At 63.2% G+C, this 23444-nt stretch carries 15 protein-coding genes, 2 pseudogenes and 1 CRISPR repeat array; of the genes and pseudogenes, 8 read left to right on the top strand and 9 right to left on the bottom strand.

Annotated features, from left to right (window positions below; genetic code table 11):
- The first annotated feature begins 96 nt into the window (after positions 1–96).
- From HARCEL1_RS02755 to HARCEL1_RS02745, 3 genes are all read left to right on the top strand, one after another.
- Positions 97–2007, top strand: a complete 1911-nt coding sequence (locus HARCEL1_RS02755; protein WP_108381077.1) for an EF-hand domain-containing protein — start codon at positions 97–99, stop codon at positions 2005–2007.
- 202 nt (positions 2008–2209) lie between these two features.
- The gene (locus HARCEL1_RS02750; RefSeq protein WP_108381076.1) at positions 2210–4201 is read left to right on the top strand and encodes a cellulase family glycosylhydrolase; all 1992 of its coding nucleotides are present in this window, start codon (positions 2210–2212) and stop codon (positions 4199–4201) included.
- A gap of 105 nt (positions 4202–4306) precedes the next feature.
- The gene (locus HARCEL1_RS02745; RefSeq protein WP_108381075.1) at positions 4307–6328 is read left to right on the top strand and encodes a dockerin type I domain-containing protein; all 2022 of its coding nucleotides are present in this window, start codon (positions 4307–4309) and stop codon (positions 6326–6328) included.
- Positions 6329–6344: 16 nt separating this feature from the next.
- Here HARCEL1_RS02745 and HARCEL1_RS02740 read toward each other — a convergent pair whose 3' ends face one another.
- A complete protein-coding gene (locus HARCEL1_RS02740; protein WP_108381074.1) occupies positions 6345–7223 on the bottom strand; it encodes a homoserine kinase in 879 nt (292 codons plus the stop codon).
- Positions 7224–7321: 98 nt separating this feature from the next.
- On the opposite strand from HARCEL1_RS02740, the gene HARCEL1_RS02735 reads away from it, so the two are divergent.
- Entirely contained in the window at positions 7322–8680 is a 1359-nt protein-coding gene (locus HARCEL1_RS02735) for an NAD(P)/FAD-dependent oxidoreductase (protein ID WP_108381073.1), read from the top strand.
- A 590-nt stretch (positions 8681–9270) separates the two neighbouring features.
- Here HARCEL1_RS02735 and HARCEL1_RS13975 read toward each other — a convergent pair.
- A pseudogene (locus HARCEL1_RS13975) lies at positions 9271–10176 on the bottom strand (ATP-binding protein); the annotation flags it as partial.
- Positions 10177–10316: 140 nt separating this feature from the next.
- On the opposite strand from HARCEL1_RS13975, the gene HARCEL1_RS02725 reads away from it, so the two are divergent.
- The 3 genes from HARCEL1_RS02725 (at position 10317) to HARCEL1_RS13610 (ending at position 14070) form a co-directional block, all read left to right on the top strand.
- Positions 10317–12746 (top strand): DNA topoisomerase VI subunit B, encoded by a 2430-nt coding sequence (locus HARCEL1_RS02725; protein WP_108381071.1) that lies wholly within the window; start codon positions 10317–10319, stop codon positions 12744–12746.
- Positions 12747–12748: 2 nt separating this feature from the next.
- Positions 12749–13846, top strand: a complete 1098-nt coding sequence (locus HARCEL1_RS02720; RefSeq protein ID WP_108381070.1) for a DNA topoisomerase IV subunit A — start codon at positions 12749–12751, stop codon at positions 13844–13846.
- Positions 13847–13911: 65 nt separating this feature from the next.
- Complete coding sequence (locus HARCEL1_RS13610) at positions 13912–14070, top strand: DUF7559 family protein (RefSeq protein WP_174182916.1); 159 nt, start codon at positions 13912–13914, stop codon at positions 14068–14070.
- 6 nt (positions 14071–14076) lie between these two features.
- Here HARCEL1_RS13610 and HARCEL1_RS02715 read toward each other — a convergent pair whose 3' ends face one another.
- Together HARCEL1_RS02715 and HARCEL1_RS02710 are read right to left on the bottom strand one after the other, a co-directional pair.
- On the bottom strand, positions 14077–14598 hold the full coding sequence (locus HARCEL1_RS02715) for a redoxin domain-containing protein (protein WP_108381069.1): 522 nt from the start codon (positions 14596–14598) through the stop codon (positions 14077–14079).
- A complete protein-coding gene (locus HARCEL1_RS02710; RefSeq protein WP_108381068.1) occupies positions 14598–14870 on the bottom strand; it encodes a glutathione S-transferase N-terminal domain-containing protein in 273 nt (90 codons plus the stop codon). The genes HARCEL1_RS02715 and HARCEL1_RS02710 overlap by 1 nt, the downstream gene beginning before the upstream one ends.
- Before the next feature lie 91 nt (positions 14871–14961).
- Here HARCEL1_RS02710 and HARCEL1_RS02705 point away from each other — a divergent pair, with 91 nt between their 5' ends.
- Positions 14962–15804, top strand: a complete 843-nt coding sequence (locus HARCEL1_RS02705) for an alpha/beta fold hydrolase (RefSeq protein WP_159076991.1) — start codon at positions 14962–14964, stop codon at positions 15802–15804.
- A gap of 47 nt (positions 15805–15851) precedes the next feature.
- Positions 15852–18142: a CRISPR direct-repeat array (repeat unit 31 nt; unit sequence GCTTCAACCCCACAAGGGGTCCGTCTGAAAC).
- Between the two features lie 103 nt (positions 18143–18245).
- Here HARCEL1_RS02705 and cas2 read toward each other — a convergent pair.
- The 5 genes and pseudogenes from cas2 to cas7b all read right to left on the bottom strand — a co-directional run bounded on the left by cas2 (position 18246) and on the right by cas7b (position 23440).
- On the bottom strand, positions 18246–18509 hold the full coding sequence (cas2, locus tag HARCEL1_RS02700) for a CRISPR-associated endonuclease Cas2 (RefSeq protein ID WP_108384056.1): 264 nt from the start codon (positions 18507–18509) through the stop codon (positions 18246–18248).
- 2 nt (positions 18510–18511) lie between these two features.
- A pseudogene (locus HARCEL1_RS02695) lies at positions 18512–18727 on the bottom strand (type I-B CRISPR-associated endonuclease Cas1b); the annotation flags it as partial.
- A 157-nt stretch (positions 18728–18884) separates the two neighbouring features.
- Positions 18885–21515: a CRISPR-associated endonuclease Cas3'' gene (locus HARCEL1_RS02690; RefSeq protein WP_108381066.1), complete on the bottom strand. Its 2631-nt coding sequence runs from the start codon at positions 21513–21515 to the stop codon at positions 18885–18887.
- 23 nt (positions 21516–21538) lie between these two features.
- Positions 21539–22363 (bottom strand): type I-B CRISPR-associated protein Cas5b, encoded by an 825-nt coding sequence (cas5b, locus tag HARCEL1_RS02685; RefSeq protein ID WP_108381065.1) that lies wholly within the window; start codon positions 22361–22363, stop codon positions 21539–21541.
- Between the two features lie 51 nt (positions 22364–22414).
- On the bottom strand, positions 22415–23440 hold the full coding sequence (gene cas7b, locus HARCEL1_RS02680) for a type I-B CRISPR-associated protein Cas7/Csh2 (RefSeq protein WP_108381064.1): 1026 nt from the start codon (positions 23438–23440) through the stop codon (positions 22415–22417).
- Between the last annotated feature and the right edge of the window lie 4 nt (positions 23441–23444).

Genomic DNA, 23444 nt, shown 5'->3' with positions numbered 1-23444 from the left:
CGTCCAGCCCGCTCGGCCCGATCGAGGATATCGGAGTAATTCACCGTTATTTTTATGATACTTTAGCGCGAATTTTGAGAGGAGTGCCCCAGACTGATGTCGAGACCCTCACCCACCACCGGCGACGAGCGCGTGACCACGAGCAGACGATCGATCATGCGGGCGACCGGCGGGACGGCCGCCGGCGTCCTCGGCGCGAGTCTGCTCGGGTCGGCCCGTGGGGCCGCTCCCGCGCTCGATCACCTCGCGACCGAGGGCAATCAGATCGTCGACGAGTCCGGGGAAGCAGTCCAGTTACACGGCGCGACGCTGATCGATCCGCTCCGTGCGCAACGAGAGTGGCGCGGGAAGACCGCCGAGGAGATGTTCGCGCTGGCAACGGGCCCGGACTGGCCGCACTCGCTCGTGCGGATCCCCTGTCAGCCCCAGGACATCGCGGCCACCCTCGAACGCGGTGACTCCACGGCCACCGGATCGTTCATTCCCCACGGCGACAACTGGGGGCCGATCAAGCCGGGCACGTTCGACAGCGACGACCTCGACGCCTATCTCGACCGGTACATCGACCCGCTGGTCGACGCCGCCCGCGAGCGCGGGGTCTACCTCATGCTCGACTACCATCGGGAGGCGCCCGTCTTCCACCAGCAACTGTACGACGAGAAGCGACACCGTGGCGTCGACTACTGGAACGGCGACAACGACTACGGCGAGGAGTGGTGTGGCCCGAGCACCGAGTACGACTGGGACTGGGACGTAGGCATGTGTGGCCACCGGGGCGTCCTCTGGCACGGCCCCGACCAGATCGAGGACGTCAAGAACATTCCGCACAACCAGAACAAGCTGAACGACCCCAGCAGGGCCGATCCGTGGTTCGATCCGTGGTGTGGGGCCGATGGCGGCGACGACCTGCTCGGTCAGGAACTCGACCTGTTCTGGTCGACGGTCGCCGATCGGTACGGCGGCGATTCGGATCGGCACGTCGTCTTCGATCTGTTCAACGCACCGACGGGGCCCTACGTCAACGACTGGGCGGGGCCAGGCCGAATGCCCTCCAACACCGGCGGGTATGAGATCACGTACGATCTCACCGACCCCGAGAACGGTCGTCCATACTGGGACCTGTTCCTCGAACGCGCGACACCCTGGCTCAACACGGTTGCCGAGCACGCCCCCGAGCGCCTGGTGACCGTCGGCAGCCCACGCTGGTCGCAGTTCACCTACTGGGCCCAGGAGACATCCTTCAACGGCGTCAACGGGACGGACTCGGTCACAGGCGTCGATTCAGGCGCGACCAACGTCGCGTACGCCGCCCACGCTCACGTCCAGGAGGGGCTCCGCCCGCTCTCGAAGTACTTCGGACAGCCCGCCGAACTCGTTCCGGTCGTGTTCACCGAGTTCGGCTGGGAGTCCGGCGGCGGCCCGGACTGGGAGACCCACCTTGCGGGCACGACGGCGGTCTGGGGCGACGGCGACCCGGCCGCTCTCGAAGAATGGGGCCGCCCCGAAGGCAAGCCCGATCCCAACGAGCTCTCCGAGAGCGAAAAGCGGGAGATGAACTACTTCGGGATGGGTGGCGACCATTACCCCCCGAAAGAGGACTACGTCGGGTTCGGGCCGTTCTTCGAGAACCACCCCGTCCACCCGATCGCCGGGTTTTTCGATCACACCTGGGACCCACGCTTCTTTGCCGACGAGCACGTCACCGAGGGCGACTGGGAGTTGAACCCGCGCGAGGACACGCCTGGTGTCTGGTGGCAGGAGTATCTCGCTGACCACGCCGACCCGAACCCGCCCCATTGGCCGACCGATCCGGGGCCGACCGATCCGGACGGCGACGGCCGATACGAAGATCTCGACGGCGACGGGCGCGTGACCTTCGTCGACGTGAACGACCTGTTCCAGCGGACCGACACCGAGGCCGTCCAGTCACAGGCGGATTACTTCGATTTCTCGGGCGACGGTCGCGTCGACCTGCAGGACGTCCTCACGCTGTTCGAGACGGTCTGATCGGCTGTCGACCGGCACGTTTCCACCTGCATCACACCGTCGACGTTCTCTTCCGGCTACAGCCGTGGGCGTTCGCCGTGCGACCGCTGTAATTCGATCGGTGAATGGTGCGTGACTGACGAACGGCCGAGAGTTACCCTGTAATTTTATACATATTGAATATAAATTTTTGTGTTGACGCTGCTGGACCAGGCCACGATCCATGACACCCCACCACGAGGACAGCGACACAGTCGACGCATCGACACCGATCGCCGGCCGGCCGGCATCGCGCCGATCGATCCTCCGGGCGACCGGCGGGACGGCCGCTGGCGTCCTCGGGACGAGTCTCCTCGGGTCGGCCAGCGCTGGCGACCCGACGCCCGATCACCTCGCGACCGACGGTAATCAGATCGTCGACGCGTCTGGATCGCCGGTACAATTGCACGGGGCGACGCTGATCGACCCGCTGCGCGCCCAGCGCCAGTGGCGGGGCAAGACCGCTTCGGAGATGTTCGAACTCGCGACGAGTCGGGACTGGCCGCACAACCTCGTCCGCGTCCCCTGTCAGCCTCAGGACATCGCGGCGACACTCGCCCGCGGTGACTCCACGGGCACCTCATCGTTCATTCCCCACGAGGACGTCTGGGGCCCGATCAAGCCGGGAACGTTCACTGCCGACCATCTGGAAGAGTATCTCGACCGGTACATCGACCCGCTGGTCGACGCCGCTCGGGAGCGTGGCGTCACCCTCATGCTCGACTACCACCGCGAGTATCCCGTCTTCTTCCAGCGACTGTACGAAGAAAAGGAACACCGCGGTACCGAGTTTTGGAACGATAGCTGGGAGAGGTTTTGTCTGGAGAGTGACGAGTACGACTGGGACTGGGATTACGGGATGTGTGGGCATCGGGGCGTCCTCTGGCACGGGCCCGACCAGATCACCGAGATCAAATCACTCCCACACAATCAAAAGCGGCTGAACGACTCCGACATGCTCGATCCGTGGTTCGACCCGTGGTGTGGGGCGGGTGACGGCGAGGACCTGCTCGGTGACGAAGTTCGATTGTTCTGGAAAACCGTGGCCGACCGGTACGGCGGCGATGCCGACCGGCACGTCGTCTTCGATCTGTTCAACGCGCCGACGGGCCCCTACGCCGGCAGTTGGGGCACCCCGGACAGAGCCTCGTCGGGGCCCCACGGCGGCGACTGGTACGCGCCCGAATACGGCGGGAACCCGTGGCCGTACGAGACGCCTGACGTGACCGACCCCGATCGAAGTCGCCCGTACTGGGACCTCTTTTTAGACCGTGTGAAGCCCTGGCTCGACACGATCGGTGAGCACGCGCCCGGACGGCTGGTGACGCTTGGGAGTCCGCGGTGGTCACAGTACACCTACTGGGCCAGCGAGAAGACCGTCACCGGTACGAACGGGACGGAATCACTCTCCGGCGTGAACGCCGGTATGACCAACGTTGCCTACACCGCCCAGATTCACACGCAGGAGTACCTCCGCCCGCTCTCGACGTCCGTCGGCACGCCCGCCGAGCACGTCCCCGTCGTCATCACCGAGTTCGGCTGGGATGCTGGCGGTGGGTCTCGCTGGCTTTCCTATATCGGCGGGACGACCGCGGTGTTCGGTGACGGCGACAGCGACGCCATCGAGCAGTGGGGGCGTCCAGAGGGCGTCCCCGATCCGCGGACGCTGGACGCCGACGAAAAAGACCGCCTGAACCACTTCGGCATGTGTCCCGAGGACCGCAGTGAGTGCCCGATCGACGACCACCAGACCGAGGCCGATCACTATCCCGCACCCAGCGAGTACGTCGGATTCAGGGCGTTTTTCCAGGAGCATCCCGTTCACCCGATCGCCGCGTATTTCGATCACACCTGGAACCCTCGATTTTTCGACGACATGGAGATCGACGACGGGGACTGGGAGCTGCGCCCCCGTTCGAAGACCCCTGGCGTCTGGTGGCAGGAGTATCTCGTCGAGTCGACCCGGCCCGACTGGCCCGAGGGCGCGACCGACCCCGACGGCGACGCTCTCTTCGAGGACCTCTCGGGCGACGGAACGCTGAACTTCCCCGACGTGAATCGGCTGTTCCAGAACACCGACTCGAACCGCGTGCAAGACAACGCCGAATTCTACGACTTCGACGGCGACGGTGGCGTCGACATGCAGGACGTCCTCGCGCTGTTCGAGATGGTTTGACGCCGCGTCACCGGATATCGTGTGTCAGTTAAGTTTATAGCATATTAAATCAACAATAGAAACTATCGGTGGCATTTGAAATCGGTGCCACCACTCGTTTCAGCCATGACACGGCGCACCCACTCCGACGGTCGAGCGGCATCGAACGACGGGGATCGATCGCCCCGGTCTGCCGTGGATCGGCGCGCGATCCTCAAAAGCGTCGGCGCACTCGCAGCGAGTGGGGGCCTCGGAATCGGGACGCTGGGGGCAGCGAGTGCGACCCCTGTCGAATCCCTCGATTTCCTCCAGACGAGAGGGAACCAGATCGTCGACGAATCGGGCTACCCGGTGCAGTTACACGGGGCAACGACGGTCGATCCACTCGTCACGCGGCGCTCGTTTCGCCACCGGTCCATCGAAGACATCCTCGCCCTGGCCACCAGCGACGAGTGGCCCCACAGTGTCGTCCGCGTCCCCTGCACCCCGCAAGCGATCGGTGCCGCCACGGCCCGAGGCGACACACGCGACGACGAGACGTACATGCCCCACGACGTGTACTGGGGGCCGATCAGACCGGGCGCGTTCGACGAGGCCGACCTGACGACGTATCTCGAAAAACACGTCGATCCGATCGTCGAGGTGGCCCGGGAGCGCGGGGCGTACCTCATGCTCGACTACCACCGGGAGTACCCCGCGTTCTTTCAGCGCCGATACGAGCGCAAGCGACACAAGGGACTGGAGTACTGGACGACACCACAGTTCGAGTATGACGCCCCGTGTGGCAACGAGACCTTTCCGAACGATCTGGGCATGTGTGGCGAACGCGGCGTCCTCTGGCACGGCCCCGATCAGATCGCCGACGTCGAGACCGTCCCCCACAATCAGGCCAGACTGAACGATCCCGACAGCCCCGACCCGTGGTTCGACCCGTGGTGTGGGGCACAGGGTGGTAAGGACCTCCTCGGCGAGGAGCTCCTGCTGTTCTGGAAAACCGTCGCCGACCGCTACGGCGGCGATGCCGACCAGCACGTCCTGTTCGACCTGTTCAGTTCACCGACGGGGCCGTACTACGGCGACTGGGGTGCGCCACTTCGAACCCCTCGTGAAGGCCGGCCCGACGACAACAGGGCCGGTCGCGCCATGGGCCCCGAACCGATCGACGACGCGGAGAACGGCCGACCGTACTGGGGGCTCTTCCTCGAACGCGCGAAGCCCTGGTTGAACGTCGTCGCGGAGCACGCACCCCACCGACTGGTGACCGTCGGGAGCCCGCGCTGGAGCCAGTGGACCTACTGGGCCTCCGAACTGACCGTCAACGGCGCGAACGGCACCGCATCGCTGACCGGCGTCGATTCGGGGGCCACCAACGTCGCGTATGCGGCCCAGATCCACACGCAGTCGTCGCTGCGCCCGCTCTCGAAATACTTCGGCACACCCGCCCGACGCGTTCCCGTCGTCGTGACCGCGTTCGGCTGGGAGTCGGGTGGCTCGAATCTCTGGTTCCAGTATCTCGCCGGCACGACCGGCGTCTGGGGCGAGGGTGACCCCACAGCGATCGAACAGTGGGGCGACCCCGCAGGGCGACCGCTCTCACACGAGTTGAGCGCCGACGAGCAGGACCAACTGAACCGCTTCGGCATGGACGGCGACACGAACCCATCGAGCGAGGCCTTCGTCGGCTTCCGGACGTTCTTCGAGAACTACCCCGTGCATCCGATCGTCGAGCGGTTCGACTGGGACTACTCACCACAGCTGTTCGAGGATCCCCCCGATTCGGAGTGGCAGCTGCGTGCCCGAGCCGACGCGCCGGGCCTGTGGTGGCAGGAGTATCTCGACGATCACGCCGCGAACGCTCCACCCGGTGAAGACCCTTGCAAGCGGGAGATTCCCGGCCTCATAGACAGGGTGTTCCCGGACTGCACCACGACTGGAACGCCTACCCTGCCCGATCAGATGACCGATCCCGACGGTGACGGCCTGTACGAGGACCTCTCGGGGAACGGAAAGATCGATTTCCCGGACGTGAACTACCTGTTCCAGAACGCACAATCAGACACGATCCAGGAGAACGTGCAGTATTTCGATTTCACCGGCGACGGTCGTGTCGACCCGCAGGACGTGCTCGCGCTGTTCGAACAGGTCTGAGAGTCCGCTCTGAACGTTATTCGAGGCGGCACGCTCCACGACCGACCCGCGTGCGGTAGGCCCGCGCCTCGACGCCGCTATCCTCGAACGCATCGACCATCGCACCCGCGACATCGCGCTGGTCGTCGCCGCGACAGACCGCGAGCACGCCCGGGCCGGCCCCGCTGACCGTAACGCCCGTCGCGCCGGCTTCGCGCGCGGCCGTCTCGACGGCGTCGTACCCGTCGATGAGTTTCGCGCGGGCGGGCGAGACGATCGATTCCTCCATGCCGCGCCCGACGAGCGCGGGGTCGCCGCGGTGCATCCCGGTCGTCAGCGTCGCGGCGCTCCCGACGGTTTCGACGAGCGCGTCGAGGCTGGCCGACTCGGGGACGAGATCGCGGGCGTCACGCGTCGATACCGCCGTCTCGGGCAGACAGACGACCATCGGAACGTCCGCGCCGACCCGGGTGACGCCGTCCGCACGCGCGATCGTAAACCCACCGAGGATCGCGGGCGCGACGTTGTCGGTGTGGGCCGTCCCCGAGACGAGCGCCTCGCCCTCGGCGGCGATCGGGACGAGGTCCTCGCGGGAATACCCACAGTCGTACAGCTCGTTGAGCGCGACCGCCGCCGCGGCGGCACTCGCCGCCGACGAGCCGAGCCCCGACGACGGGCGAACGCCCTTGTCGATCACGATGTGCGCGGGCGCGTCGAGGGCCTGCGCGACGGCGCCGACGGTGTTCGCGTCGGGATCTTCGGGGATGTACTGGCTGCCGACGCCGGTCACCTCGATCGTCGTCTCGGCGGCGCGTTCGACGCTGACCACGTCCGCCGGTCGGTCGAGCGCGACGCCGAACACGTCGAACCCACTCCCCAGGTTCGCACTCGTCGCCGGCGCCCGCACCCTCACCATAGCGTCCGCTAACCGGAGCCCTCTCAAAAAGGTAGCGGAGTGGGGGCTGGATCGGTCCGAGGGACAAGCGCCTTGGGGGCCCGTCGGCAACGCTTCCCATGATCGCGATCGTCGGTGGCGGGATCGCCGGACTCGCAGCGGCCCGACGGCTTCAGGCCGCAGGCCGCGAGGTGACCGTCTTCGAGGCCGCAGAACAGATCGGTGGCCTCGCTGCGACCGTCGAGACCGGGGGCGACCCGATCGAGCAGTATTATCACCACCTCTCGAAGTCCGAGGAGCGCATCGTCGAAGTCATCGAGGAGGTGGGCCTGGGCGAGGATCTCCACTGGCCAGTGGGTGAGACCGCCAACTACGTCGACAGCACGGTCTGGCCGCTCGACAAGCCCTGGGAGATCCTCGCCTATCCGTACCTCTCCCTCTACGATACGTTCCGGCTGGGCATGCTCGTGAAAGGCGTCGATCTCCGCGGCGGGATTCCCAGTTTCGACAGTTACGACAGCCTCGACGCCTACGACGACGTCCCGATCGAGCAGTTCGTCACCGAGCACACGACTCGCGGCGTCTACGAGCACTTCTTCGAACCGCTGATCGAGGCGAAGTTCGGGGATCGGGCCGACGAGGTCAGCGCGGCGTGGCTGCTCGGGCGCGTGCAGTTCCGCGGCGAGCGCGACCCGATCCGCGGAGAGTATCTCGGCTATCTCGACGGTGGGTTCGGCCGCCTGATCGACGCGCTGATCGAAGACGTGGGCCGGGACGCGATCCAGACCGGCGCGCGCGTGACCGACCTCGAACTCGCAGACGGCGCTGTCGATCGGATCACCGTCGAGACGAGCGGGGATTCGAGCGGTCCGGACGCCGAGGGAAGCGACGACGGCGAACAGACCGCTCGCACGACCACCGCTCACCCCGTCGACGCTGTCATCGTCGCGGCGATGCCGTCGGTCCTCGAATCGCTCACCGACTACTCGTGTCCGATCGAGTTCCAGGGCACGGTCTGTTCGATCATCGCGATGGACGAACAGCTGACCGACACGTACTGGCTGAACGTCGTCGACGACGCACCCTTCGGCGCGCTGATCGAGCACACCAACTTCGTCCCGCCCGAGCGCTACGGCGGCGAGCACCTCCTCTATGCCGTCAAGTACGTCGACGGGCCCGAGGATCCCTTTTTCCAGCGCTCCGACGACGACATCGAGGCCGCGTGGCTCGACGGCCTCGACGATCTGTTCGAGCAGTTCGACCGATCCGCTGTCGAGTGGATCGAGACGGCTCGCAACCCCCGGACCGCGCCCGTCTACGAGCGTGGGTATCTCGACAAGATCGTGCCGACCGACCTGAGCGAGATCGCGGACGGCCTCTACTACGCCGGGATGGGGTCGCGGACTCAGTACCCCGAGCGGTCGCTCGACGGCGGGATTCGAGCGGGCGAACGCGCCGCCGACCTGATCTGCGATTAGGCGATCGCGAGGCCCACCGCCGCGAGAATCGCGAGCACGACTGCGATCGTGAGCACGCCGATCGCGGCGTTCTGTGTCGAATACCGGTCGGGGCCCGTGTGGCCGTACTCACCGCGTCGGCGGGGTGACCCACCGTAGGGGTTCGGCCGCGCGCCGGTGAGTCGGGCCGGGAGCGCTCGGTACAGTCGCCGCCCGCGCTTGCGCACGCGCCAGCCGAGTTCTGCGACCGATCGATAGGTCACGCTCGCGGCGCTGAGCACGAGAAACTGGACGAGTTGCCCGAGTTCCCAGAGCAGATTGTCTCGGTCGTCCGGATCGAACTCGCGCGAACGAGAGCGCGACCCGGATCGCGATCGGCCGGTGCTCCGGTCGCCCGTGGCGGCGCTCCGCGAGGTCTCGGCGGGACTGGCCGGCGTCGGATCGGCCGTGATGTCGTCGAGTGCATCCCCAGAGATCGCCGTGTGGCCCGGTTCGGGCGGTGCGCGATCCGCGGGGACGGCGCTGTCGTCGTTCGCCTCGCCCGACTCTGCACCGTCGCCGTCGGGCGCGACCACCTCTTCGGGGTCTGCGGCGTCGTCCGGATCGGCGGAATCGGCCGATTCGTCGAGCGTGCGCTGGCCGTCGTCGGGGTCGGGCCCACCGCCGACCTGTTCGAGTCGATCGACGAGGTCGTCACTGACGGACTTGAGGTCGGGCCGATCGAAATCGTCGAGGCCGGGGGTCGCGCCCGCGTCGAACGTGGATTTCTTCTTGAACCGGACCGTCCGGGTGCGCTCGTCCCAGTCGGTCATCAGAATGGCTTGCCCGTCGTCCAGTTCCTGGACGTCGTCGCCGGCCGGTGGCCCGAGAATCTTCTCGACGACGCGAGTGTCGTTGTCCCAGGTCAGGCGGTGCCAGACGATCCAGTCACACTGGGTGATGTAGTCTTTGTCGACCGCCGCGGGCCGCTGGCTCATCGCACACAGGCCCAGGCCACGCTTGCGCCCGCGTTTCGCGATGCGGATGAGGATCTGGCCCAGGTCGTCCAACCCGCCTTGCTGAGGGATGAACTCGTGGGCCTCCTCGACGAAGACGAGGAAGGGCTTCTTCAGGCGTTTTTCCTTGCTGAACAGGTGTTTGAGTGTCTCGGTGATGAGCGTCCGCGAGCGGTCCTCTTCGAGAAAGCCAGAGACGTCGAGGATGATCGGGACGTTGTCTTCCAGGGCGAGCGTCGCGATCGCTTCGGCGTGGGTCACGTCGACGGTGACGTCACACTCGGTGTCGCCGCCGACGTGTAAGAGTTCGTACTGCTCTTTGAGACCGTAGTACTCGCCGTCGGTGTCGATGATGAAGACGGGCAGGTTCTGATCGAGCAGCGACTCGGCGATCACGCTCGCGGTGTTCGATTTGCCACTGCCGGACTTGCCCGTGATAAAGCCTCGTCCGGTGAGGATCTCGATGATCGGCAGCGTGAGGTCGTCACGCGTGACGGCGATCTCGCGGTCGGTCTCGGCCATCGATCGCTCTTTCGTCGGCAGTCGGTAAATGCTTCCGGGCCTCGGGTCGGCCGACGGCCGCGGCCCCACCGACCACCGACCGCTCACACTTCCACTCCGGGACCGCGCAATCTTTGAGGACCGGGGACCCAGGACGGGTCATGTCGAAGCAGTCGACCCTCGGGGAGGGCGCGGTCGCTGAGGACCTCGCTGAGGGCCAGCGGGAGATCTCCATCGCGGAGTTCTTCGAGAAGAACAAGCACATGCTCGGGTTCGACTCGGGGGCCCGGGCGCTGGTGACCGTCGTCAAAGAGGCCGTCGACAACGCTCTCGACGCCTGCCAGGAGGCCGCGATCCTCCCGGACGTCTACGTCGAAATCAGCGATCGCGGCGATTACTATCGGGTCGTCGTCGAGGACAACGGCCCCGGGATCACCCGCGAGGAGATCCCCAAGGTGTTCGGGAAACTCCTGTACGGGAGTCGATTTCACGCCCGCGAGCAGAGTCGGGGGCAGCAGGGTATCGGAATCAGCGCGGCCGTCCTCTACGCCCAACTCACCAGCGGGAAACCAGCGCGGATCACCTCCCGGACGGGCAACGGGTCGGCGACCTACTTCGAGGTGACCATCGACACCGACACCAACGAGCCGTCGATCGACAACGAGGAGTCGACGACGTGGGATCGGCCACACGGGACGCGCATCGAACTCGATCTGGAGGCGAACATGCGCGCCCGATCGCAACTCCACGACTACATCACCCACACCGCGGTCGTCAACCCACACGCCCGGATCGAACTCCGCGAGCCCAACGCCCACCTGACCTCCGAGCGCGCGACCGACCAGTTGCCCGCCGAGACCAGCGAGATTCGCCCCCATCCCCACGGCGTCCAGTTGGGGACGCTCATCAAGATGCTCGAAGACACCGATTCGTACTCGCTATCGGGCTTTCTCCAGGAGGAGTTCACCCGCGTGGGGCGCAAGACCGCCGACAACGTCACCGACGCCTTTCGCGATCGATGGGACGGCCGCGAACTCGCCTGGGCACCGCCGGGCGCTCACGAGACCGACCTCGCAGCGGCGATCCGGGGCGCGGTCGCGAACAAGGGCCGCGAGGCGACCCGCGCGTTCGCCGAGCGGGTCGTCGACGCGCTGGGTAATCGCGAGCGGGTCGCCCATCACGAGGTGGGGGCGATCGTCGACGAAGCGAGCGATGCCGTCGAGGGCGACTACGAGGTGACCTTCGGCGTGACCGTCCGGGAGAAGGCCCGACGAGCGACCTGGACGGCAATCTGCGGTGGCGAGACCGACGACGCCATGCGGGACCGACTTCGGGGCGACTGTTTCACACTGCTGGACGACGCGACGAGTTCGCGGAAAGACGAGGCGACGATCGAGGGGTGGGCGAGTCGGCTCGCCGGTCGAATCGCCCGACGCGACGACGACCGGTGTCGGCTGACACGCGACAAGTTGCGCGACCTGATCGACGCGGCAGCGGACGGCACCGAGGAGTACGACGACGCGACCATCGGCGAGACTGCCCGTGAGAACGCACTGGACGCGTTCTGGACCGCGGCCCGGACGGTGCCCGACGACCCGCCGACCGTCGACGAGTTGGCCGCCGATCGGGACGCCGCGGCGGCGCTGCTGGAGGGGATGCGCGAGACCGACATCATCGCGCCGCCGACCGACTGTCTCTCGCCGATCACCGCCGATCTGATCGAGGCGGGCCTCCGCAAAGAGGTCGACGCGGAGTTCTACGCCGCGAGCACGCGCGACGCCGCCGTCCACGGCGGCGACCCGTTCGTCGTCGAGGCGGGTATCGCCTACGGCGGTGAGCTTGCCGACGAGGGCGAGATCGACCTGATGCGGTACGCCAACCGCGTCCCGCTGGTCTACCAGCGCGGGGCGTGTGCGACGACCGACGTGGTCCGATCGATCAACTGGCGGAACTACGAACTCGATCAGCCCGGTGGGAGCGGGATGCCGCAGGGCCCCGCGGTCGTGCTCGTCCACGTCGCCTCGACGAACGTCCCCTTTACGAGCGAGTCCAAAGACGCCATCGCGAACCTGCCCGAGATCGAAGACGAGATCGAACTCGCGGTCCGGGAGGCCGCTCGCGAGTTGAAGAGCTTCCTCAAAGAACGACGGTCGCGCGCCCAGCGCCGCGAGAAACGCGACCAACTCGCGACGATCTTGCCCGCGATGGCGACGAAACTCGAACACCTGACCGAGCGGCCCGAACTCGCGATCGAGGACACCCTCGCGCGCATCATGAACAACGTGCTCGTCGACCGCGACCGCGACGGGAGCACGGTCACGCTCACCGTCGAGAACAACGGCACGTCGATCGCCGATCTGGAGGTGACCGAGATGGTCGCCCCCGACGGCGACAGCGTCGCAGTCGAGATCGGCGACACCGAGACCGATGACGCCCGGACGGTCGACCTCGACGGCGAGGTCCACATCAAGTGGTCGCCGTCGGTCGCCGCCGGCGAGACCGAAACGCTCGAATACGACATCGACGGCCCCGCGACGATCAGCGGTGCCGTCGACGGCATCGCTGACGAACGACTCACCCTGGACGACTGACCATGTCGAGTACACCAACCCCCGAGACGAGTGCCCGCGAGCGCCTCCTCGCGCTCGCTGACGAGTTCTACGACCAGTTCGATTCGGGCGACGTGCCCACGATGGAGCTCCCGACGCGAACGAAAACCAACATCGAGTACGACGAGGACGAGCGCGTCTGGGTCTACGGCGATCGAACCTCGACCCGCAGTGCGAAGACCGTCAGCGGCGCCCAGAAGCTCCTGAAGGTGATCTACACGATCGACTTCCTGGCCGATCAGCTGGATCAGGACCGATCCTCGACCCTGCGTGAGTTGTACTATCTCAGCGAGTCGTGGGAGCTGGATCCCGCGCAGTTCACCTCCCAGGACGAGTCCAACCAGTTGATCGAGGACCTGGAGATCGTCTCGGACGTCCGTCGCGAGGAGTTCCACATGCGCCCCGAGGAATCGGGCGCGAAGGTGATGGGGCCGTTGCGGCTTCGCGAGCAGACCAACCGTGGGGATCGGGAGATCCACTGCCAGCACGACGTCGGCCAGGGTGGCTATCAGATCCCGAACGATCCCGACACGATCGAGTTTCTCGACAACGACGCCGCGTTCGTGCTGTGTGTGGAGACCGGCGGTATGCGCGATCGGCTGGTCGAGAACGGGTTCGACGACGAGTATGATGCCCTGGTCGTCCACCTCGGCGGTCAGCCCGCGCGGGCGACCCGTCGGCTGACCAAACGGTTGCACGACGAACTCGGCCTCGAAGTCGTGGTCTTCACTGACGGTGACCCCTGGTCGTATCGGATCTACGGGTCGGTCGCGTACGGCTCGATCAAGTCCGCGCACCTCTCGAAACACCTCGCGACGCCCGACGCGCAGTTCGTCGGCGTCCAGCCCGAGGACATCGTCGAGTACGACCTGCCGACCGACCCGCTGGCGGATTCCGATATCAACGCGCTCCAGTCGGAACTCGACGATCCGCGCTTCCAGAGCGACTACTGGGAAGAGCAGATCGAACTCCAGCTGGAGATCGACAAGAAGTCCGAACAGCAGGCGCTCGCCTCCTATGGCCTGGATTTCGTGACCGACACGTACCTGCCCGAGCGGCTCTCCGCAATGGGCGTGGTCTGACCGCGGAACGGGCGGTGACGTCGCCAGGGCGGACCGTTATGTCGCTGGCGGGCGTGGACGCAGGTATGCCACACACGATGGAACTCGCCTGCGAGGCCGAGGACTGTGAGCTCGACATGGTCGAGTTGCACTATACGTATCAAATGCCCGACGACGTGGGAGTCGCGGACTTCCAGTGCCCCTATTGTGGGCAGACCGACTCGTTGCGCGAGATCGAACTCTGATCGGGGTCAGGCCTCGGCATCCAGATCGTCCAGCGCAGCCTCGATGGTGTCGTAATCGGGGAACTCGGGCCACTCGGTCGCGACCCAGGTGTGTCTGACGACGCCGCTCTCGTCGAGGAGGACGGTCGCCGGCCGTGGCTCGCTGAGTCCCGTCATGCCGTCGAGGTCGTGGGCCAGACCGTACTCTGCGGCGACGTCGTTCGCGGGGTCGCTGTAGATCCGTGCGTCGAGGTCGTGGTCGTCCAGCAGGTCCGCCGTGGCGTAAGGCGTCCCGATCGAGACGCCGACGACCTGGATCGCGTCGGTCCAGCCCCGGTCGGCGATTGCCGAGCAGATATAGGTCGCGGGGAACGATCCGGGCATCGGCATGAACACCAGGAGGACGGGCCCCGCGGCGGTGAGTGCGGACAGCGCGGTGTCCTCCCAGTACTCCCGGCCGACCAGCGGGCGGGTGAACTCGGGCGCGGGATCGCCCACTTCGGGCGGATCGGCGGGATCCAGATCGACGACGTCGAAGGGGAGCTCCATCAGGCCGACACCTCCGCACCGTAGGTCTGCTCGATGTAGGTGACGATCGCGTCGCTCTCGGCCATCGTGACGCCCGTCGCGGGGTCGACGATGGCGGGGACCGTCCGCGTGCCGACCAGGCGCTTGACGGCGTTGCGCTTGGAGTGCAGCGGGCGGACGAACCGCGATCGATAGGGGAGGTCGTGCTCGTCGAGCGTGCGAACGACGCGCTCGCAGAACGGACACGCCTGGAGGCGATACAGCGTGATCGGGTCGGCGTCGCCACGATCCATGCGGTCTCAACGGGCGGCCATCGGATCAACCCACCGCCGGTCGGCGGTCGCGAACGATGCAGCTTTCCCGGTGGCGCGTGCGCGCTGGGATATGTCGTCCGGGGACGACCGATTCGTCGACGTAGCGGGTGTGAAGACGCGCTATCGCACGTGCGGCGACGGCCCGCCCGTCGTCCTCGTGCACGGGTTCGGCGGGTTTCTCGAAAGCTGGAGCGCGGTCGCGCCACGGCTGGCCGATCAGTTCGAGGTGTACGCCCTCGACCTTCCGGGGCACGGCGAGAGCGACACCGCCCAGGACTACAGCCTCCCGTCGCTCGCGGACGTTCTAGTGACGTTCCTCGACGCAGTCGGCATCGAGCGCGCCCATCTGGTCGGGCTCTCCTTTGGGGCGTCGGTCGTGACCGCCGCGGCCGGGCGCTCGGACCGCGTCGATCGCGTCGCCCTCGTCGCGCCGGCGTTCGTCGACGGGACGGTCCCGCTGCAGTTTCGGCTGCCACTCGTCCCGCTGATCGGGCGGCGGTTGTTCGCGGCCAGCCTTCCGAGCGATCGAGCGGGCGTCGAACGGATGGCCCGACAGGTCATCCACCAGCCCGAGCATCGCACCGACGCGTGGATCGAGCGGACCCTCGACATGGTGACCCGACCAGGCCGGCTGGACGCGCTCTACGCGGTGCTCGACGCGAACCTGACGCTCTGGGGGCGCCGCTCGGAGGCGTTCGCCCCGGTGGAGGCGTATCTGTCCACGGCGGAGGAGCCGATGTTGATCTTCCACGGACGCGAGGACCAGGTGATCCCGGTCGCCGCGGCACGATCGCTCGACGCGACGGTCGAGTGCAGTGAGGTGGTGCTGGTCGACGACTGCGGGCACGAGGTTCCTCACGAACGGTCCGCGGACCTGGCTGCGAGGCTCGTCGCGTTTCTTGAGGGCGACTGAGGCCAGCGGGGGTTGCACTGGTCTGCCCGAGAGCGTCACGCGGATTTTCTTCAACCCCAATGGGAGTCCGTCTGGAACGCCAACGCGACGTCGGGCAACGAGACCACGCTCGCGCTTCAACTCCACAAGGGGTCCGTCTGAAACGACGGACAACAGCAAACACACCGACGACGTACGAGTTGCTTCAACCCCACAAGGGGTCCGTCTGAAACTCGCACCTGTCACGACTACCTCACGACGTACGGCGCTTCAACCCCACAAGGGGTCCGTCTGAAACGCAGTCTTTGAGGAGTTCGACCTTCTGGTAGGTCCCGCTTCAACCCCACAAGGGGTCCGTCTGAAACTTGTGGATCTTGATGGGGTTCGCACGCCCATCCCAGCTTCAACCCCACAAGGGGTCCGTCTGAAACCGCGATCGCTGATGACGGCGGTCTCAATCGTATAGGCTTCAACCCCACAAGGGGTCCGTCTGAAACGGCACAACGTCCAACCCCCGACTGCACAAGATAGAGCTTCAACCCCACAAGGGGTCCGTCTGAAACTTTGGCGCTCATGGCTCAGACGGCCATTGTCTGAGCTTCAACCCCACAAGGGGTCCGTCTGAAACGCGACCGACTCCGCCCGGACGATCTATCTCCGCGACGCTTCAACCCCACAAGGGGTCCGTCTGAAACGCCGATCGCGGCGACGAGGAGCATTTCCATCAGACTGCTTCAACCCCACAAGGGGTCCGTCTGAAACCGTAGTCGTGGGCGACGCGGTCGGCCTCGTCGCGACCGCTTCAACCCCACAAGGGGTCCGTCTGAAACTGATCCGCAAGCAGGAGGGCGACCATGGACCGGCGGCGCTTCAACCCCACAAGGGGTCCGTCTGAAACCGTTACGCAACTGAGTTTGGAGAAAAGAGGGACCGGCTTCAACCCCACAAGGGGTCCGTCTGAAACCACCGAATCGCGGCGTCCTCAGCGGTCTCGGCGGGCCGCTTCAACCCCACAAGGGGTCCGTCTGAAACGCGACCGGGCATCAATCGGACCCTCCAAACGACGCTTCAACCCCACAAGGGGTCCGTCTGAAACCAGGCGCTAATCCGGACCATCGTTACCCCTCACCCCCGCTTCAACCCCACAAGGGGTCCGTCTGAAACGGGGCCAGGAGTGCGTTTGACTCCGATAGTCCGATGTGCTTCAACCCCACAAGGGGTCCGTCTGAAACATGTCAGTCAGGCCGTTGAGACTGTGGCGGTTGCCGCTTCAACCCCACAAGGGGTCCGTCTGAAACATCCCTGCCGTAAGCGGTCCTTCGTTGTACCAGGTGCTTCAACCCCACAAGGGGTCCGTCTGAAACAACGACGACGAACCGAGCTTCGACGAGTTCCCCGAGCTTCAACCCCACAAGGGGTCCGTCTGAAACACGCAAGCGAACGCCCAAACGAGCAACTACGAAGTGCTTCAACCCCACAAGGGGTCCGTCTGAAACTCGCACGCGTCCACGTGCGTCTCGATCGTCGACCGGCTTCAACCCCACAAGGGGTCCGTCTGAAACACTGATCACGTAGTAGTTGCCCGCCTCGATCAGCGCGCTTCAACCCCACAAGGGGTCCGTCTGAAACCGTCTCCGCCGATCTCGCGCGCTCTCGGACCGACGTCGCTTCAACCCCACAAGGGGTCCGTCTGAAACTCGGTCATAGACGTACGCGACCAGCATCGCGTAGGCGCTTCAACCCCACAAGGGGTCCGTCTGAAACAGGGTGTCGCTCTCCATTTGATCGACGAGGGGTTAGCTTCAACCCCACAAGGGGTCCGTCTGAAACCAGATGCTCAACGAGTGGTATCGATCAATGAGAGACCGCTTCAACCCCACAAGGGGTCCGTCTGAAACCATGCGAGAGTACGCGATCGCGGCGAACACGAAGCTTCAACCCCACAAGGGGTCCGTCTGAAACTCGTTATCCTCCGTGCCGGTCAGGTTGACCAACTCGCTTCAACCCCACAAGGGGTCCGTCTGAAACGTCGACGGGACCCACGAGCTTCACGAGGTGACGCCCGCTTCAACCCCACAAGGGGTCCGTCTGAAACAGTGACGATACGGTCGATATAGACATTCCGCCGGGTGCTTCAACCCCACAAGGGGTCCGTCTGAAACGCTGTAGGGGACGGGTTCGACTTTTCCACCGCGTACGCTTCAACCCCACAAGGGGTCCGTCTGAAACTGGAATCCAGTTGTGCGCTTCGTCGATCGACAGCTTCAACCCCACAAGGGGTCCGTCTGAAACGACCTTACCCACGACTTCCTGCCCGAACAGACGGTCGCTTCAACCCCACAAGGGGTCCGTCTGAAACCATGGCCGTTTCACCGGCCTCACCCCACCCAACTCCCCCATCTCACATCAAAATTTCCATCGACCCGCAATAGCCCCGAAACCCCCGGGGGTCGATGGTCACCCTAAAGAAACTGATCGTCCTCGGCGGGATCGTCCCCGAAGACGGTCCGATCGAGGAGTTTCTCGCTGCCGACGTGGTAGATGATCGTCGATTCGCCATCCTCCAGTCGGTCGTCGATTCCCGCACGGATCGCTTCGAGATCACCCTCGGTGACCTGCCCCTCCAGCACCGAGTTCTGCACGTGGACCAGATACTGACGCAGGAACTTGAGCATGATCCGTGTCCGGTCGGCCTCGACGTCGTAGACCACGACCACGTACGGCACGCTCACCACCACCGCTCGAACGGCTCGTAGGCCTCGCCAGTGAGGAGATGCTTTTTGAGTTTGTACGCCTCGACGCGCAGCAGGTACTGGTAGCTCACCTTCTTGTTCAGTCGTGGATGCTCGATCGTTTCCTCCATCGTCTCCTCGAAGGCTTTCGTGTACGTTTTCCGTCCGTCGTCGCTGAGTAGGCACGAATTCAACTCGTCTTCGAAATCGTCTGGCACTCGACGGTCCACTCAACAGGTAGACCGACTACATGATTTTATTTGAATGATATTATCCAGTGATTCTCTATGTCCCATCGATGGCCTCGGTCCTTCTGGCCAGTCGATATGGTATCGGGGTCGGCGACTGGCGAACGGGACAATACACAGACTACGCAAGTCCGAATACTGGATCGTACTGCTCCGAGCGGGCATCGACTAGATAGTACTCTGAGTTCCCGATGTCGATTGTTGTCGATTGCGCTGGTGGGCGAGCTGATACGTGGGTACCGGAGCGTTCAAGTAGCGGCTCCTTCGCGATTGCTGTCGACTCACCCATAGCACCGGCGCGGCGCTCAGCGGCAGTCGAGCAGACAATTATGTCTTCGTAGTCGTCGATCTCTTCGATCATATGTTCCTCGGCTAGATCGTTCATATGACAGTTGTGGACGTAGTCGGCGAGTGAATCCGATCCCGGGTCGTACTGCGTATTGATGTGTCGATAAAACTTTTCCACGATCGCACCAACCATCTTGCCCTCCGGTATCGTTCGCAAATCCTCTCCCGTGAGAACTGCCTCGGTAGCATGCAACAATGGAAGGTTCTCGGTTCCACGCGATCCGTGGATCACGTGCGAAGGAAGTTGGTCACGATCGTCTGGCGCTTCGAGCGCCCAGACAGTTACCCGACCCATCGAGCCATCAAACGATCGATTGCATCGCCCACCAGATTGGACAATATTCGGAATCGGTGCGATATCCCGATACACTTTGTCAAAGCTGATGTCGACGCCCGCCTCGACGACGCTCGTCGAAATCAAGACGACGCTGTGATCCGAAGCCAATAGCGGCTCAGTCTCCGTGTTCTCGTCATAAAGTATATCGATGATTAACTGACGGTCATCGGGGCGAATATCTCCCGAGAGATACGCCAGAATTGGGACCGACTCCGACCCTGACTTCGTCTTTTCATCGATCACGAGTTTCCGCAACTCATCGACACTCGGTGAACGCCCCCTTCGCTTTATATAGCAATTCAGCACTTCGCCAACCGCAACTGCTGATCGGTTTCCAGACACCGAAAGAACATCATCTGTTTGAGTATACAGCTCTTGAGCACTGGCCCTGGTATTACAAATGGCGAGTGGGTCGCCACGAGAAGCGGCCGAAGCCACTAGTCGATCTGCCGCAGTTCTGTAATCAATCGGTCGAGTATCGCCGCCAATGCTCTCGTCGATGACGTATTCGACACGGGGATTCTCCTTGAGAAAGTCGACGTAGTCTCCGCTATCGCCCACGAGCGTTGTCGATTCCAGCTTGCTCGTTCCATACTCGATTAGTCGCGGCTGGGTCGCCGTCATCAGAATCACAGTCGCATTATATTCAGTCGCAAGCATCTCAATCAAGTCGGTGACGATTTTCCACCACCGTTCTGGAATCGCTTGTGGCTCATCGAGAACAATAACTGCATCCTGCAGCGCAGGAATTTTCGTTGCCTGCCGTCCGGTTGGTGCGGCGAGTGACTCGAAGAGCTGTACGGTTGTCGTGAGCGTGAGCTTGCTCCGCCAGGATTCGGCGTGTAACACCCCAACGGACCGACCGATATCGGCATCAGTGTACTTCTCCCCGAGGTCGCTGAGCGTCCTCGAAAGGTGATGGTGAAGCGTGAAAGATGGATCAGTCACATCGACATCGAATATCCGCTCGATCTCCGAAGCCGTCTGGTCCAGAATACTTGTGTATGGGAGGACGTAGACAAGGTTACTATCGGTCAATTCGCACGCGGTGAGGCCTGCGGCAAGTCCAGTGAACGTCTTCCCGAACCCCGTCGGTAGCGTGACAAGCCCAACGGAATCGTCCATCTCGATCAACGTCTTGGCGTTGTTTATTGCCTGGTTCCGAGCCTGGTTCCGAAGTCCGTTGAGTTGTCCCTTGATGCCGGATTCCTCGGGCAACTCGTCTTCGATGAAGTCTTCGAGGGTCTCGGTAGCCATGTTCGAAGCTTCCGCTGAGGATCGCATAGAATTACGTCCAGAATCTTGTAGTATCGACCAGACCGATTTCGACGTTGAGTCCGTCTCCTCAAGGTGAGCAGTGAGGTCCGCCCCGAGACTCGCAGCCAGCTGGTCCGCGTACTTCAGGGTTGACCAGAGCCGAACCAGATCGTCGTAATACTGACTTCCTCGACTTCGCGAGGCGAGTGCCACTGCGAGTGTATCCATCACATGCTCAGGATCAACCCAGTCGAGAAAATCATCCCACGATGTGGAATACCCCGGCGCGACTGCTTCCTCAAGAATTTCGTTCGCGACTGCTTCAGCACCGGGGTGCTGGCGTATATTTTGAAGTTGGTAATTGACGACCTCGTACCGGTTTCGGACACTCTGTTTGTTCGACGTATAGGTCTGCTTACTGTGGGTCGGATCTGGTGGTGCCGAACGCTTGTGATGGTGAGCAACTACCAGCGCAGCGAGACCAGCGTCTCGTCTTTCTACCGTATCGTACGTTTCTGCACAGTAGAGCGTAACCAAGGCGCTGGGGAACCCGTGGTATCGATACTCTTCTGTGCAGTCAAGCGGTATATCACGGAGGTGTTGCTGCGCCCAAGTGGTCGCCTTCGCAATGTCGTGGGTTAAGCCAACGACATTCGCCAACGTGCAAAATTTTCCCCCTTGCGAGGTCGTCGCATCTGTTGGGAGTTCAGACTGCATAATGTGACGGACTGCACGCAGGTGATCTGTGAGGAGTACCGAGTCTGTCCCCTGTTCGTCACCGGGGTGGGAAATGTACTTTTCAATGGTCATATGGTGAAATGTCCTCAAGTAATTTAACTGAAGCTCACAATATGGCGTCCAGTATCGTACGCGGGCCGATCCTTCACAGTAATTTTTCGGTCTCGTTCAACGGTGTACGTCACGTTCCCGAATGCAGTGGTGCGTCGACCTCCACCTTCGGTCGCTTCCATGTAGAGTGGGGAGCGTTCCCGGCGAACCGTCACCTCCGGCTCAGGCACGACTGTCGACTCGTCAAACTCACAGACTGTCGAATCGATCTCGATTCTCTCGCCACTCGTTTCCGTCAGCGAGTGGCGCTCAACATCATCGATCTTTGCGAGACACTCCGAGAGTCCAAGCGACGGCGAGTAGTGATAGCGTGACTCCGCGAGTCGGTCGAAGAGTTCTGACTCGACATCTCTATCGGCCAATGACACATAGACGCGATACACTGGATCGACGAGCATCTCGTACGGATCGCGCTGTCGGTCGAGTTCGACGTAGGATTCGGGCGTCAGCGCTTCGACGCCTTTCGTGTAGTGAACATTCGGAGGGATATATTTTATCGCCTCATCGGCTTTCGTGTTGACCGTCGTGTTCGAGATCGACACAGTATGTGGATTATTGAGCGGAACAACCGATACAGCAGAGTTTTCGGGCTGGAAGAGGTCATAATAGGAATCACGGTCGTATCCCAATATGCCTGCCAGCAACCCGGCAAGCGTTGTCCGGGGAGGAATGCGATACGTCGGTTTCGCGCTATTGTTGCCGACCTTCTTGAAATGAGCAAACCCAGAAGTAACTGTGAACCCGATGCAGTTCTCGGGCCGAAACTCAGACCGTTTGTTGTCGAAGGCCTTGATCTGCGTCTGCGTCATAGTCTCACCAGGTGTCGGGCTTGAGCGTCGATATAGAGCACCCGATTTCGCTCACTCATTCGTGTATCGCTCGTAGACATCATACATTTCGACCGCATCTTCTCCAATTTTCTGGGTAAGAACCTCACTGAAATCGTCACGGTCGCCGGAGTTTTGATCCGAGAATTTGAACTCGACGGCAGTATCCGCAGTCAGGTACACGGTATCGATCCGCTCGCTATGCTCGTCAAGCGCCGCAATCAGCTGGTGAACGTCAAGCTGATAATCGGTGACGCTTCTCATCTCCGAGACTGTTGTTTCCGGTTCCACGCCGATGAGATCATTGATTCTCCCGATTTCGAACGCGTCGGGACCGTATTCGACCCGGAGGTAGAGCCGGGGCTGCTGTCCGACCTTCGAACGGGTCATCGTCTGGTTTTTCAGTGACCGCCAGATGAGCGTATCCAATCGTGCCACATCCGCTTTCGTAAGGTGGGTCGCATCCGCACCGTTCTCGTTGATCCGACCGCCAAATCCGATGACACCGTACTCGATACGATGATCAGTTGCGAACGTCCCTTGCTCGTCGTCCTCGTTATTCCCGATAACGGTTGCTAGCTCCTTGGATTCGGTATTCCGGTCGACTTCGTGATAGCTCCGGCCGTGGCCAAACTGTACCGGGCCTTGGAATTGATCCGGCAGTCGCTCGGCGAGATCAGTGTCGACCGAAATGGTCGCGCCGAAGTACCGAACGTCAGTCGCAGCACCGAGGAATCCTTCGACGATCTCGTCGTCATCCAGATCTGCAGGATCTCCGTCGAGTTCCTCGTACAGCGCCTCGTACATCCTCTCCCTGGTATAGACGCCGTCGTCAGGGTTCTTGATCAGTATTGCGTCACCGTCGTCTTCGATCTGGTCTCTCAGATAGCGCTTGAGCCGGACATCGGTCACGATACACTGGCCCGTATTTGGGTCGATTCGTGGCTCATTATCGGCTGTTAGTGGGTCACCATTCGGGTTGGTGTCCTTGGCGTCGAGAACGAGAGCGATCTCCGAACGGTTCTCGACAAAGTCGTCTTCCGTCGTGTTGTCAGTCATTGTT

Source organism: Halococcoides cellulosivorans, from assembly GCF_003058365.1.
Taxonomy (GTDB): Archaea; Halobacteriota; Halobacteria; order Halobacteriales; family Haloarculaceae; genus Halococcoides; species Halococcoides cellulosivorans.
Note: the sequence above shows the minus strand (reverse complement) of the source record. Positions and strands in the feature narration are given on the sequence as shown.

What these genes read in the sequence shown, in the direction of transcription:
- HARCEL1_RS02710 (WP_108381068.1), bottom strand. Translation starts at nt 14,870, where the DNA reads ATGGATCGTGGCGACGCCGACCCGATCACGCTGTATCGCCTCCAGGCG.
- HARCEL1_RS02735 (WP_108381073.1), top strand. Translation starts at nt 7,322, where the DNA reads ATGATCGCGATCGTCGGTGGCGGGATCGCCGGACTCGCAGCGGCCCGA.
- HARCEL1_RS02725 (WP_108381071.1), top strand. Translation starts at nt 10,317, where the DNA reads ATGTCGAAGCAGTCGACCCTCGGGGAGGGCGCGGTCGCTGAGGACCTC.
- cas7b (WP_108381064.1), bottom strand. Translation starts at nt 23,440, where the DNA reads ATGACTGACAACACGACGGAAGACGACTTTGTCGAGAACCGTTCGGAG.
- HARCEL1_RS02740 (WP_108381074.1), bottom strand. Translation starts at nt 7,223, where the DNA reads ATGGTGAGGGTGCGGGCGCCGGCGACGAGTGCGAACCTGGGGAGTGGG.
- HARCEL1_RS02745 (WP_108381075.1), top strand. Translation starts at nt 4,307, where the DNA reads ATGACACGGCGCACCCACTCCGACGGTCGAGCGGCATCGAACGACGGG.
- HARCEL1_RS02750 (WP_108381076.1), top strand. Translation starts at nt 2,210, where the DNA reads ATGACACCCCACCACGAGGACAGCGACACAGTCGACGCATCGACACCG.
- HARCEL1_RS02715 (WP_108381069.1), bottom strand. Translation starts at nt 14,598, where the DNA reads ATGGAGCTCCCCTTCGACGTCGTCGATCTGGATCCCGCCGATCCGCCC.
- HARCEL1_RS13610 (WP_174182916.1), top strand. Translation starts at nt 13,912, where the DNA reads ATGCCACACACGATGGAACTCGCCTGCGAGGCCGAGGACTGTGAGCTC.
- HARCEL1_RS02705 (WP_159076991.1), top strand. Translation starts at nt 14,962, where the DNA reads ATGTCGTCCGGGGACGACCGATTCGTCGACGTAGCGGGTGTGAAGACG.
- HARCEL1_RS02755 (WP_108381077.1), top strand. Translation starts at nt 97, where the DNA reads ATGTCGAGACCCTCACCCACCACCGGCGACGAGCGCGTGACCACGAGC.
- HARCEL1_RS02720 (WP_108381070.1), top strand. Translation starts at nt 12,749, where the DNA reads ATGTCGAGTACACCAACCCCCGAGACGAGTGCCCGCGAGCGCCTCCTC.
- cas5b (WP_108381065.1), bottom strand. Translation starts at nt 22,363, where the DNA reads ATGACGCAGACGCAGATCAAGGCCTTCGACAACAAACGGTCTGAGTTT.
- HARCEL1_RS02690 (WP_108381066.1), bottom strand. Translation starts at nt 21,515, where the DNA reads ATGACCATTGAAAAGTACATTTCCCACCCCGGTGACGAACAGGGGACA.